This is a genomic window from Aquabacterium sp. (assembly GCF_035476535.1).
Taxonomy (GTDB): Bacteria; Pseudomonadota; Gammaproteobacteria; order Burkholderiales; family Burkholderiaceae_C; genus Pseudaquabacterium.
Genome location: NZ_DATILJ010000296.1, coordinates 1 through 12,451, shown reverse-complemented (window position 1 = coordinate 12,451; position 12,451 = coordinate 1). Strand labels below are relative to the sequence as shown.

The window sequence follows — 12,451 nt, the reverse complement described above, 5'->3', positions numbered from 1 at the left end:
CGCGAACTGGAACGACGCGCGGTCGCGCAGCTTCAGGTAGGCCGAGGCGCGCGCGGCGGTGCTGAGCGGCAGCGTGATCGCGCTGATCAGCTCACCGGCTTGCAGCGTGTGCTCGTGGTCGGCGGCCAGCGTGGGCTCGGGGTGCAGCGCTTCGATGCCGATGCGCCGCTCACCGTGCGGGCCCTGCAGCACCAGTTCGGCGTCCAGCGCCAGCAGGGCCACGGCCAGGTCGGAGGCGTGGCTGGCCACGCACTGCGCGCTGGTGCCGAAGAGCGCAGCCTGACGCTGGTCGCCGCTGCGCACCGCGCAGCCCGATCCTGGCCGGAGCTTGTTGCAGGCCGGTGCCTGCCCGCGGTAGTAGGGGCAGCGTGTTCGCTGCAGCAGGTTGCCGCCCAGCGTCGCCACGTTGCGCACCTGCGGCGAGGCGCTGGCCAGCAGGGCCTGCACCAGTGCCGGCGCTTCGTGCTGCACCAGGGCCGAGCGCGCGACCGCCGCCATCGTCGCGCCGGCGCCTAGCACCAGCTGTCCCGCCTGCACGCCGATGCTGGCCAGCCCCAGCGAGCGCATCGTCAGCCAGGGGCCGTGGGCCATCAGGCCGCTGCGCGTGAGTGCGACCAGCTCGGTGCCGCCGCCCACCATGCGGGCCTGCGGCAGCTCGCCCAGCAGCGCGACGGCCTGCTCGACGCTGCCGGGGCGGTGGATCTGCAAGGCGCTGCTCATGCCTGCCCCACCACGCGCGCGATGGCCGCACCAATCATCGGATAGGCGCCGCAGCGGCAGAGGTTGCCGCTCATGCCCTCGGCGATCGCCGCGGCCGAGCTGGCGCCGCCTTCGGCCAGCAGCCCGAGGGCCGACATCAGCTGGCCGGGCGTGCAGTAGCCGCACTGCAGCGCGTCGCAGTCGATGAAGGCCTGCTGCAAGGGGTGCAGGCCGGCCTGGGTCGGGTCCGCGGCCAGGCCCTCGACGGTGGTGACCTGTGCGCCGTCGATCAGCGCCGCCAGCGTCAGGCAGGCGTTCACGCGCTGGCCGTCCACCAGCACCGTGCAGGCGCCACAGGCCCCGGCGTCGCAGCCGCGTTTGGTGCCGCGCAGGGCCAGCGGGCCGTGCAGCAGGTCCAGCAGCGTGGCCGCGCCGGGATCGGCCAGCGCATGGCTGTGGCCGTTGATCGTGAGGGTCAGGTGGGAAAGTGAGGCTGTGTCTGGCATGTCAAGCTCCAGGTGGCCGGCACCCTGCCGACCCCGAAGCTGCGCATGCTAGAAACTAGAGCGCACTCTAGGTCAAGCGCTTTTTGTCCCACCATGGCATCCGCCGGGCAGAGGATGACAAGAGGCTGCCCGCGGCCGATCGTTGCGCCCTCGGCCCGACGGAACCGGGCTGCAAGAGGCCCTGCGATGAACCCCCTGACCCTCCTGCGCATCGACGACCAGGGTGCCGACGTGGCGCTGCTGCAGCAGCAATTGATGCAGCTGGGCTTCAACCCCGGCGAGATCGATGGCGACTTCGGCACCGCCACCGAGCAGGCCGTGATGGCGTTCCAGCTCAGCCGCGGCCTGCTGCCCGATGGCATTGCCGGCCCACGCACGCTCAAGGCGCTGGGCCTGGTGGCCGACAGCAGTCTGCCGGACGCGACAGACGCGATGACCGTGCAGATCGCCAGCCGCATGTGCCCCGGCGCGCTGCTGTCCAACATCAAGGCCAACCTGCCGGTGCTGCTGCAGTCGCTGCGCGACCATGGCCTGCACGACCGCACGATGGTCCTGATGGCGGTGGCGTCGATCCGCGCGGAGACCTCGGGTTTCGTGCCCATCAGCGAGGGCCGCTCGAAGTTCAACAGCTCACCGTCCGGTCATCCCTTCGACCTCTACGATCACCGCGGCGATCTCGGAAACCAGGGCCCGCCTGACGGTGAACGCTACTGCGGACGTGGTTTCATCCAGCTCACCGGCCGCCACAACTACCGCCGCTACGGCCCGCTGCTGCAGCCGGCCATCGACCTGGAGACTCACCCTGAATTGGCCAACGCCGCCGATGTCGCCGCCGACCTGCTATGCCTGTTCCTGGGCGACCGCGAGCTGTTGATCAAGGATGCGCTGATGGCCGGCAACTTCCAGGCCGCGCGCCGGCTCGTCAACGGCGGCAAGCACGGCCTGGCAGAGTTCACGCGGGCCTTCCAGACCGGCGATGCGCTGATGCCGTGATGGGCCGGCGGGCGCTGGCTGCGCCCGCCGCCTCAAGCCACGGCCTTGCCGGCACGCAACTCGCGCGCCGAGCAGCCAAAGCGGGCCCGAAACGCCCGGCTGAAGTGTGCCGCGTCGTTGAAGCCCCAGGAAAACGCAATCTCGCTGACGCTGCGTGCGGCCAGGCTGGGGTCGCACAGGTCACGCCGGGCGGCGTCCAGCCGCTGCGCCCAGATCCACTCGGCGATGGAGCAGGCTTCTCCCGCCCAGGCCCGGTGCAGCGTGCTGGGTGAGACGCGCAACTGGGCCGCGATGCTGGCCACCGTCAGCGCCGGGTCGCGCAGGCGCGAGCGGGTGCAGGCCTTGATCTGCTCGCGGTGGTAGCCCGTCATGTGGGACACCGCCTGTTGCCGCGCGGCCGGCAAGGCGGACAGGCCGGCGATCAGGATCTGCGTCACGCTTTCGGCCACCGCGGCAGCCGATTCCGGTGCCAGCGTGCCGATGTCGGCGGCCAGCGTCTGGATCATGCCGATCATCAAATGCCCGGCGCCGCGCTGGCCACTGACCGTGCTGGCGGTCAGCCGCTGCGTGTCGCGCAGCGCGGTGCGCAAGCTCGGGCCAGGCAGCCGCAGCACGTACTGCTGAAACGGCGCTTCGAAGCGAAGTTCGTAGGGCCGTGTGCTGTCGTACAGCGCAAAGTCGCCGGGCGCCAGGCGTGCCGTGCGGCCGTCCTGTGCAATCACGCCTTCGCCGCGGGTCTGGATGCTGACCAGGAAGTAGTCTTCACTCGCGCGGGCGATCTTGGCCGCCGTGCGGCGCACGATTTGCGGCGAGGCGGTGACAGTCGACAACTGCAAGGTCGCCAACGTGTCGGAAGCGATGTCGCCGTCGATGGTGGCCGCACCCGCCGCGGCGTCGCAGTCCAGCTGCACATAGGTGTTGCAGACCATGTCGGTCCAGAACGCCAGGCGTTGACTCGGCTCGACGCGATCGGTGCTGACAGTCTGGTGCATGCGTTTCAGCTTACTTCAGCAGGTCGGCGGCTGCAACGCTGCCGCGCGTGAACCGGCTGCAAGCGCTGGCCGGGTCGGCCGCTTGAGTTGCACGGTCAAGAGTTGCGCCACTTGCAGACAAGCCGCTGAAGGCCGTGATCCCTACATTGTCCAGGCCCACCCTCCACGCCCCAAGGACACGACCATGACGCCTTCGCACCCCAAGTTTCGCGCCGCCGCCGTGCAGGCCGCACCGGTCTTCCTGGACCTCGACGGCAGCATCGACAAGGCCATCACGCTGATCGAAGAAGCCGCCGCCCAGGGCGCGAAGCTGATTGCCTTTCCCGAAACCTGGCTGCCGGGCTACCCCTGGTTCATCTGGCTCGACTCACCGGCCTGGGGCATGCAGTTCATCCAGCGCTACCACGACAACTCGCTGGTCTACGGCTCGGCGCCCGCCGAGCGCCTGGCGAAGGCCGCGAAGGACAACGCCATCATGGTCGTGATGGGCTTGAGCGAAAAAGCCGGCGGCAGCCTGTACATGGGCCAGTGGATCATCGACGCCGAAGGCCGCACCGTGGCGGCGCGCCGCAAGCTCAAGCCCACGCATGTCGAGCGCACGATCTACGGCGAAGGCGACGGCAGCGACCTGACGGTGTACGGCACCGCGCTCGGCCGTGTCGGCGCGCTGTGCTGCTGGGAGCACCTGCAACCGCTGTCCAAGTACGCGATGTACGCGCAGAACGAGCAGGTTCACATCGCCGCATGGCCCAGCTTTTCGCTCTACCGCGGCGGTGCCTACGCGCTGGGCGCCGAGGTGAACAACGCCGCCAGCCGCATCTATGCGGTGGAAGGCCAGTGTTTCGTGCTGGCGCCCTGCGCCACGGTGTCGGCCGAGATGATCCAGACCCTGTGCGGCGACGATCCGACCAAGCGCCAGCTGCTGCTCGAAGGTGGTGGCTTTACCGCCATCTACGCGCCGGATGGCCGGCAGATTTCCGAACCGCTGCCCGAAGGCCAGGAGGGCCTGGTCTATGCGGAACTCGACCTCGGCATGATTTCGCTGGCCAAAGCCGCCGCCGACCCGGCCGGTCACTACGCGCGGCCCGACGTGACACGCCTGCTGCTCGACAAGACGCCCGGCGATCGCGTGGTGATCCGTCAACGCGCGGCGGCCGCCGAAGTGACGGCCGCCGAGCCTGCCGAGCCCGCCAGGCGCGAAGCCGACTCAGCTCCCGCAGCCGCTACCCACCGCACCGCCGAGGTGGTGTGATGGCGAAGTTTGCCTATACCGCAAAGGCCTTGGAGCTGCAGAAGCGCTTCGACACTGAAGCGCTGGCGGCAGCCGAGTTGCAGGTGATCGTGCACGACGCGCTCTCGCCGCCGGACCGCGCCTTCATCGGCCAATCGGAAATGTTCTGGCTGGCGTCGGTGGACAGCCAGGGCTCGCCGACGGTCAGCTTCAAGGGCGGCGCACCGGGCTTCGTGAAGATGCCCGATGACAAGACCTTGCTGTTTCCCTGCTTCGACGGCAACGGCATGTTCTTCTCGATGGGCAACATCGCCTCGACGTCCCACATCGGCATGCTGTTCATGGACTTCGTGACCCCCAGCCGCCTGCGCGTGCAAGGCGATGCGCAGCTCACCGATGATGTCGACATCGTCGGGCTGTGGCCGGGCGCGCAGTTCGCCGTCAGGGTGGCGATCACCGCGCTGATCACCAACTGCCCGCGCTACATCCCGCGCATGCAGCGTGTGGCGCCATCACGCTACGTGCCCGACACCACGACGGGTGAGCAGCCGATTCCGGGCTGGAAGCGCATCGATGCCATTCAAGCCGTGCTGCCCCGGCGCGACCAGGGCAAGGCCGACACGGTGGGCGGGCTGATCTCGATGGATCAATGGGGCGAGATGGTCATGAAGGGCGATCCATTGGCGTGAGGCTCGGCCCCCTTTCAGAAGTCTGAACATGTGAAGGGCGGTTCAGGGACTGACGCTGCCCACGGCGCTGCCGCCAGGCGCGGCGCGCCAGCCGTCAGAATGAGCCATGCACGCGCCCGAGAAGCCACTTCGCATGTCGCTGCCGGCCGGCGTCTGGGTGCTGGGCTTCGTCAGCATGCTGATGGACATCTCGTCCGAGATGATCCATAGCCTGCTGCCGATGTTCCTGGTCGGCACGCTCGGGGTCAGCGTGCTGGCCGTGGGCGTCATCGAAGGTTTTGCCGAAGCGACGGCGCTGGTCACCAAGGTGTTCTCCGGCGTGCTCAGCGACTACCTGGGCCGGCGCAAGGGCCTGGCGGTGCTGGGCTATGCGATGGGTGCACTCACCAAGCCCGTGTTCGCGATGGCCGGCGGGGTCGGCGCGGTGGTGGCGGCGCGCTTCATCGACCGGGTCGGCAAGGGCATCCGCGGCGCGCCGCGCGACGCGCTGCTGGCCGACATCACGCCGCCCGCCATTCGGGGCGCGGCGTTCGGCCTGCGCCAGTCGCTGGACACCGTCGGCGCGTTCGTCGGACCGCTGCTGGCCACCGCTTTGATGCTGTTGTGGGCCAACGATTTCCGCGCCGTCTTCTGGGTGGCGGTGGTGCCGGGCGCGATGGCGGTGGCGCTGTTGGTGATCGGCATTCACGAGCCACCGCGCGCCGCACACACGCCGGCCACCAACCCGATCCGGCGTGATGCGCTGCGGCGCCTGGGCTCGGCCTACTGGCGCGTGGTGCTGATCGGTGCGGTGTTCACGCTGGCGCGTTTCAGCGAGGCTTTCCTGGTGCTGCGCGCGCAGCAGCTGGGCATTGCGATGTCCTGGGTGCCGCTGGTGATGGTGGCGATGAATGCGGTCTATGCGGCCAGCGCCTACCCCTTCGGCAAGCTGTCGGACACGATGGGCCATGGCCGGCTGCTGGCGCTGGGCCTGGTCGTGCTGGTCGCCTCCGACCTGGTGCTGGCCGTGGCCGGCGGCTGGCCAGTGCTGCTGATGGGCGTCGCCCTGTGGGGCGTGCACATGGGCATGACGCAGGGGCTGCTGGCCGCGATGGTGGCGGACACGGCGCCGACCGATCTGCGTGGCACCGCCTTCGGTTTCTTCAACCTGCTGAGCGGCGTGACGATGCTGGCCTCCAGCGTCATCGCCGGCCTGTTGTGGGACCGCCTGGGTTCGGCCTTCACGTTCTACGCTGGTGCAGGCTTCGCGGCACTGACCTTGTTGGGGCTGGTGGCGTCGCGGCAGCGCCGCTGAACGCTGGCCGCGTCGGCATCAAGTTCGCCGTGCTCTTGGCAACGGCCTTGAAGGCTTCGACCCGCTGCCATGCCTGCGGGTACATCGCCGCGAGCTGAGCGCCATGGCGCGCCAGCCACAGCGCCGCGGCGCCGCTGGTGATGGCGGGTGGGCATCCCCAGACCGGATGAGGATGTGGCACCGCACGGGCATCACCGGCCGCGCAACGACCCCTCGGCGCTCACCACTTCATCTCACCCTTGTTGACCTTGGCGCCGATGTCCAGCGCGATGCCGAGGCCGGCGTCGGGGTAGGCCTTCTTCATCGTCTCGATCAGTGCAGCGCCGTTGGCCGCCTTGGGCAATTCGGTTTCGAAGCGCGCGAGGTAGGCCTGGCTCCAGGCGATCAGCGAAGCATCCTGCTTCTGGCCGGGCAGGGCGTGGCCGGGAATCACCACCGCCGGATTGAGCGCCGCCATCGTGGCCAGCTTCAGCGCCCAGCCGGCGCGCTCCTGGGCGCTTTGCGTGTCCGCGGTCCACAGGTGCAGGCCGCCGAAGACGTTGACACCGCCCGCGATGGCGCGGATCGACGGAATCCAGACATAGCTGCGGTGCGGCAGTGCATCGTCCAGGCCGCGTACTTCGAGGGTTTGGCCCTCCAGCGTCAGCGTGTTGCCGGCCAGCCGTTCCGGCAGCGGCACCTGCTTCGGTGCATTGGCGCCCATGCGCGGGCCCCAGACCTGCAGCTTGGCCGGCAGCGTGGCTTCGATCTTCTTCAGTGTCTGTTCGGTGGCCACGATCTTGGCTTCCGGAAAGTGCTGCTTCAGCACCTCGATGCCGAAGTAGAAATCGGGGTCGGCCTGGCTGATGTAGATGGTCTTCAGCGTTTTCTTGCTGTCCAGCACCATGGCCGCGATGCGCAGGGCATCGGCACGGGTGAAGCCGGTGTCCAGCAGTACCGCGTCGGTCTTGCCCGAGACCAGCACCGCATTGACATGGAAGCTGCCGCCGTCGGCGTTGTAGACCTGCAGCGTCAACGGCGCTGAGGCCGCCGCCGGTGCCTGCGCCGAGGCGGCGACGACGCCCAGCGCAGCCGTGGCGGGAACGAGGAAGCGCAACAGGCGGTGCGTGGTGAACATGCGGGTCTTTCAAAGGGGTTGGTCTGACGCGCACTGTATTTGTCTGATTTGCGAAGATAAACTCCGATTCGGTCGAAATATTGTTGAATGAATCGAGCAAATCAGTGGATCGCCTGACCGCCATGCGCGTCTTCATCGAGGTCGCCGATTGCGGCAGCCTGACCCTGGCGGCCGAGCGCCTGGACCTGTCGCGGGCGATGGTCAGCCGGCACTTGGCGAATCTGGAGCACTGGCTGGGCGCTCGGCTGCTGCACCGCACGACCAGACGCATCAGTCTCAGCGACGCCGGCGAGGCGGCATTGCCGCGGTGCCGGCAGTTGCTGGAGATGTCCGACGAGGTCGTGGCCGTCGCCGGTACCCGGCGCAGCGAGCCGATCGGCAAGCTGCGCATCAGCACCAGCCTGTCGTTCGCGCAGGCGCAGCTCACTGCGGCGGTGGCAGCGTTCCAGGCCGAGCACCCGCGTGTCCAGGTCGAATTGCTGGCCGTCGACCGCGCGGTCAACCTGGTCGAGGAACGCATCGACCTGGCCGTGCGCATCACCAATGCGCTGGACGACAACGTGGTGGCGCGCCGGCTTGCCGTCTGCCGCTCGGTCCTGTGCGCGTCGCCGGCCTACCTGCGCAGGCATCGCGCACCGTCGACGCCGGACGAACTGAAAGCGCACAACTGCATCACCCATGCCTTCGGCAGCCGCGCCGAATACCGGCTGCGGCACCAGGGCCAGACGCTCACCGTTGCGGTCGGCGGGTCGATGTTCAGCAACGAAACCGCGGTGCTGCGTCAGGCGGCGCTGGCCGGCGCCGGCATCGCATTGCTGCCGACCTACTACGTGGTGGACGAACTGCACAGCGGCGCCCTGGTCCGCCTGTTGGCGGATCACGAGCCGGAAGCACTGGGCATCCATGCCGTTCACCTGTCGCGCCAGCACCAGCCGCAGGCGCTGCGGCTGCTGATCGACCACCTCGCCCGACGCTTCGGCGGCGAGTCGCCGCCCTGGGATCGGGTGCCGAAGAGCGGCAAGGCGCGCGCCGGCTAGTCAGCGCATCAGCGACACGCCCTTGATCTGCGCATGGATCGCGTCGCCCGGCTGCAGGCGCAGCGCGTCGAGCGAGCGGCGCGTGATGCGGGCCAGCAGCCGCGGCCCCTGCGGCGGGTCGCCGCCCGGCGCCGGATGGCCGAACGCCAGGCTCAGCAGCGCGGTGGCGCCGTCGGTGTGCAGGCCCAGCAGCGTCACCGGCAGCACATTGAGGATGCTGGTGTCGGCAGCTGCCCGGCGGACCACGCTCACATCACGTGCCAGCACGCGCACGCGCACTGCGCTGCCGGGCGGCTGAGGCACGGCACCGACCCACAGCGCGCCGGCCGGGTCGCCGCCGGCGTCCAGGCCCGGGGGGCTGAGCCCCAGACGGCTCAAGCCATAGGCCGCGTCATGCGCCAGCACGCGGGTGTGCAGCACCACGCCGGCGTCGTCGGCGCGGGCCAGCGGCAGGTCGGTGCGGGCCAGCAGTTCGGCCAGCGGGCCGGCGGCCAGCACGCGGCCGGCGTCCATCAGCACCAGGTGGTCGGCCAGCCGCGCCACTTCGTCCATCGCATGGGTGACGTAGACGATGGGCATCGCCAGCTCGCTGTGCAGGCGCTCCAGGTAGGGCAGGATCTCGGCCTTGCGGGCGGCGTCCAGCGCGGCCAGCGGCTCGTCCATCAACAGCAGGCGCGGGCTGGTGAGCAAGGCCCGGGCAATGGCCACGCGCTGGCGCTCGCCGCCCGACAGCGTGGCCGGCCGGCGGCCGAGCAGGTGGCCGATGCCCAGCAGGGCCACCGCCTGCTCCAGCGGGATCTGGCGCTGCGCGGCCGGGATGCGGCGCTGGCCGTAGACCAGGTTGCGCCGCACGTCCAGGTGCGGAAACAGCGCTGCCTCCTGGATCACGTAGCCCAGCGCCCGCTGGTGGGTGGGCAGGAAGCGGCGCTGCGCATCGTCTTGCCAGACCTCGCCGCCCAGGCTGACGCGGCCGACGGCCCGTTCCAGGCCGGCCAGCGCGCGCAGCACGGTGGTCTTGCCGCAACCCGAGGGGCCGAACAGCGCGCTGATGCCGCTGACCGGCAAAGTGAGCGTCACATCCAGCGTGAAGCCGGCGCGGGCCAGCTGCAACCGGGCTTCGATCACCGCGCGGCTTTCATGTCGAACCCGCACGCGCCGGCCGGTTCACGATGTACAGCGTGACCAGCACCACCATCGCGAACACCACCATGCTGGCGGCCAGGCGGTGGGCGTCGGCGAACTCGGTCGCCTCGACATGGTCGTAGATCGCCACCGACAGCACGCGTGTGCTGCCGGGGATGTTGCCGCCGATCATCAGCACCACGCCGAACTCGCCCACCGTGTGCGCAAATCCCAGCACGCTGGCGGTGATGAAGCCCGGCCGGGCCAGCGGCAGCGCCACGCTGAAGAAGCGGTCCCACGGGCTGGCGCGCAAGGTGGCGGCGGCTTCCAGCGTGCGTTCGGGAATGGCCTCGAAGGCCTGTTGCAGCGGTTGCACGACGAAGGGCATCGAATACAGCACCGAAGCCACCACCAGCCCGGCAAAGCTGAAGGGCAGCCGACCCAGGCCCAGCCACTGCGTGAACTGGCCCACGGGCCCCTGCGGGCCCATCAGCAGCAGCAGGTAGAAGCCCAGCACCGTGGGCGGCAGCACGATGGGCATGGCGACCACCGCCGACCATACCGGCTTCAGGCGCGAGCGCGTGCGCGCCAGCCACCAGGCCAGCGGCGAGCCCAGCAGCAGCAGCAGCACGGTGGTGGTGGCCGCCAGTTCGGCGGTGAGACGGATGGCGATCCAGTCGGCGGCGGTCATGGCGTGCCGCGAGGCGGCTCAGTTGCCGTAGCCGTAGGACTGGATCAGCGCCTTGGCCGGTGCGCTCTTCAGGTAGGCCAGCAGGGCCGCGGCGGCTGCGCTCTTTTCGCCGGGCTTCAGCAGCACCGCGTCCTGGCGGATTTCACCGTGCAGCGACGCGGGCACCAGCCAGTACGAGCCGACGACGGGCTTGCCCGGCACCAGCACTTGCGAGAGTGCGACAAAGCCCAGTTCGGCATTGCCGGTGACCACGAACTGGTAGGCCTGCGCAATGCTCTCGGCGGTGACCAGCTTGGGCGCGAGGGCGTCGCTCAGGCCGCGGGCCTTCAGCACTTCCATCCCGGCCTGGCCGTAGGGGGCAATCTTCGGGTTGGCAATCGCCAGGTGGGCGAACTTGCCCGTGGCCAGCACGGCGCCCTGCTCGTCGACAAAGCCTGGCTGCGCGCTCCACAGCACCAGTTTGCCGATGGCGTAGGTGAAGTTGCTGCCGGCGATGGCATGGCCTTCGGCGATCAGCTTCTTCGGCGTTTCATCGTCGGCGGCGATCAGCACCTCGAAGGGCGCGCCGGCGCCGATCTGCGAGTAGAACTTGCCGGTGGCGCCGGCCGACACCTTCAGCGTGTGGCCGGTGGCGGCGGTGAAACCTTCGCCGATCCTGGTCAGCGGCCCGGCGAAATTGGCGGCCACCGCCACCGTCACTTCGGCAGCACCGGCACTCATGGCGGGGCCCATGACACCGCCCGCGACGCCGACCCCGAAGGCGGCCAGGGCCCGGGCCTTCAGCGGCCAGTTCATCTTGATCATCATTGCTGCGAACCTCATTCAGAAACGGCCACCATCACCGAATAGGCCTTGAACACCGCGGTGGCCGCCTGGCCCACGGCCAGCGACAGCGCATCCACCGCATCGTTGGTGACCGACGCGGTGATCACCGATCCCCCCGGCAGCGTGACGCCGACCAGCGAGGACACCGCGCCCTTTTCCAGGCGCGAGATGGTGCCGGCCAGCTGGTTGCGGGCCGATAGCTGATAACCCGCAAAGTCGGTGACCAGCACGATCGCCGAGGACTTGACCAGCGCGATCGCCTCCCGCCCCTGCTTCAGCTTCATGCGCTTGGCCGCGCTGCTGGTCATCGTGGCGGTGATCTCCTGACCGCCGCGCAGTGTGATCGTGGCTTGCGCGGTGACAGGGCCCAGCTCGATCGCCGTGAGCGTGCCGGCGAACTGGTTGCGTGCGGTGGTTTTCATCGACAGTCTCCGAAGGGCGCCGGCCAGTGCCGGCTGCGCCAGCAGCCAGGCTTCCTGGCGCTGCAGGAATTCGTGGTGCGCGCCTTGCAGCTGGTGCCAGGCATCCAGCAAGGCCAGCGCCGTGGGCGTCAGGCGCGAACCGCCGCCCTGGGCGCCGCCGGTGACGCTGGCCAGCAGCGGCTCACTGGCCAGGTTGGCCGCGGTTTCCAGCAGCAGCCAGGCGCCGCGGTAGCTGTAGCCGGCGGTGCGCGCGGCGCGGTTGATCGAGCCGGTGGCGGCAATGGCCTCAAGCAACGCGAAGAAGCGCGCGTCCAGCCGGCCGGCCAGTTTCAGCTCACCGCTGACCAGCGTGGCTTCATTCATGGGGGATCATGCATTGTGTAGCGGAGTTTATAACGGGACGACGCCAGTTACGCCCCTACACCGCCGACAGCGCGCGGCCTCTCCACTCGTGGGGGGATGACACCGCGGTGGCTTTGTGGTGGGTAGACTGCGGATGCCGGCCTGCTTTCCTCCTCCCTCCCTATCGGCCGGCTTTTTCGCCACGCACCTCTGGTTCGTGGCGTTCTTTTTTGGGGGGCAGGCTAGCCGGGGCGCTTGAGCACCTTGATCGAGCGCACGTAGTCCCGCAGCGCGCCATCGACGCGAGCGGTGTCCACCCGTTCGCTGAATTGCCGCTGCGCCGGGCTCAGCTGGGCCCGTGGCTTCAGCACGATCTCACGTGCCGCCGGCGACAAGGCGCGGAAGATCGCCTCGCTGGTCTGGCCCCAGGCATGGGCTTCGCGCAGCAGTTCGGCCACCGGCAGGCGTGGCGGCACGCCCAGCAGGCCGGT

13 protein-coding genes and 1 pseudogene are annotated in these 12,451 nt (G+C 69.4%); 5 read left to right on the top strand and 9 right to left on the bottom strand.

Annotated features, from left to right (window positions below):
• Positions 1-720 (bottom strand): FAD binding domain-containing protein (locus VLK61_RS28650; RefSeq protein ID WP_325426500.1); only part of this gene is annotated, 720 nt, incomplete at its 3' end.
• Positions 717-1,205: a (2Fe-2S)-binding protein gene (locus VLK61_RS28645; RefSeq protein ID WP_325426498.1), complete on the bottom strand. Its 489-nt coding sequence runs from the start codon at positions 1,203-1,205 to the stop codon at positions 717-719. The genes VLK61_RS28645 and VLK61_RS28650, both read right to left, overlap by 4 nt.
• 186 nt (positions 1,206-1,391) lie before the next feature.
• Here VLK61_RS28645 and VLK61_RS28640 point away from each other — a divergent pair, with 186 nt between their 5' ends.
• The gene (locus VLK61_RS28640) at positions 1,392-2,198 is read left to right on the top strand and encodes a peptidoglycan-binding protein (protein ID WP_325426496.1); all 807 of its coding nucleotides are present in this window, start codon (positions 1,392-1,394) and stop codon (positions 2,196-2,198) included.
• Positions 2,199-2,230: 32 nt separating this feature from the next.
• Here the strand turns inward: VLK61_RS28640 and VLK61_RS28635 are convergent, their stop codons facing one another.
• The gene (locus tag VLK61_RS28635) at positions 2,231-3,190 is read right to left on the bottom strand and encodes a helix-turn-helix domain-containing protein (RefSeq protein WP_325426494.1); all 960 of its coding nucleotides are present in this window, start codon (positions 3,188-3,190) and stop codon (positions 2,231-2,233) included.
• 184 nt (positions 3,191-3,374) lie between these two features.
• Between VLK61_RS28635 and VLK61_RS28630 the strand changes: the two genes are divergently transcribed.
• The 3 genes from VLK61_RS28630 (at position 3,375) to VLK61_RS28620 (ending at position 6,404) form a co-directional block, all read left to right on the top strand.
• Complete coding sequence (locus tag VLK61_RS28630; protein WP_325426492.1) at positions 3,375-4,442, top strand: carbon-nitrogen hydrolase family protein; 1,068 nt, start codon at positions 3,375-3,377, stop codon at positions 4,440-4,442.
• Positions 4,442-5,110 carry a pyridoxamine 5'-phosphate oxidase family protein gene (locus VLK61_RS28625; RefSeq protein WP_325426490.1) on the top strand — a complete coding sequence of 223 codons (669 nt, stop codon included), beginning with the start codon at positions 4,442-4,444 and terminating at the stop codon, positions 5,108-5,110. The genes VLK61_RS28630 and VLK61_RS28625 overlap by 1 nt, the downstream gene beginning before the upstream one ends.
• Positions 5,111-5,216: 106 nt before the next feature.
• On the top strand, positions 5,217-6,404 hold the full coding sequence (locus tag VLK61_RS28620) for an MFS transporter (protein WP_414636882.1): 1,188 nt from the start codon (positions 5,217-5,219) through the stop codon (positions 6,402-6,404).
• A gap of 220 nt (positions 6,405-6,624) precedes the next feature.
• On the opposite strand, the gene VLK61_RS28615 is transcribed toward VLK61_RS28620, so the two are convergent.
• Positions 6,625-7,521 carry an MBL fold metallo-hydrolase gene (locus tag VLK61_RS28615; protein ID WP_325426486.1) on the bottom strand — a complete coding sequence of 299 codons (897 nt, stop codon included), beginning with the start codon at positions 7,519-7,521 and terminating at the stop codon, positions 6,625-6,627.
• A 104-nt stretch (positions 7,522-7,625) separates the two neighbouring features.
• Between VLK61_RS28615 and VLK61_RS28610 the strand changes: the two genes are divergently transcribed.
• Positions 7,626-8,558, top strand: coding sequence for a LysR family transcriptional regulator (locus tag VLK61_RS28610; protein ID WP_325426484.1), 933 nt, complete (start codon positions 7,626-7,628; stop codon positions 8,556-8,558).
• Here VLK61_RS28610 and modC read toward each other — a convergent pair whose 3' ends face one another.
• The 5 genes and pseudogenes from modC to VLK61_RS28585 all read right to left on the bottom strand — a co-directional run.
• On the bottom strand, positions 8,559-9,683 hold the full coding sequence (modC, locus tag VLK61_RS28605; RefSeq protein WP_325426482.1) for a molybdenum ABC transporter ATP-binding protein: 1,125 nt from the start codon (positions 9,681-9,683) through the stop codon (positions 8,559-8,561).
• 10 nt (positions 9,684-9,693) lie between these two features.
• Complete coding sequence (gene modB / locus VLK61_RS28600) at positions 9,694-10,371, bottom strand: molybdate ABC transporter permease subunit (protein ID WP_325426480.1); 678 nt, start codon at positions 10,369-10,371, stop codon at positions 9,694-9,696.
• A gap of 18 nt (positions 10,372-10,389) precedes the next feature.
• Positions 10,390-11,175 carry a molybdate ABC transporter substrate-binding protein gene (modA, locus tag VLK61_RS28595; RefSeq protein ID WP_325426502.1) on the bottom strand — a complete coding sequence of 262 codons (786 nt, stop codon included), beginning with the start codon at positions 11,173-11,175 and terminating at the stop codon, positions 10,390-10,392.
• A gap of 14 nt (positions 11,176-11,189) precedes the next feature.
• On the bottom strand, positions 11,190-11,981 hold the full coding sequence (locus tag VLK61_RS28590) for a TOBE domain-containing protein (RefSeq protein WP_325426478.1): 792 nt from the start codon (positions 11,979-11,981) through the stop codon (positions 11,190-11,192).
• A gap of 221 nt (positions 11,982-12,202) precedes the next feature.
• A pseudogene (locus VLK61_RS28585) lies at positions 12,203-12,451 on the bottom strand (hypothetical protein); the annotation flags it as partial.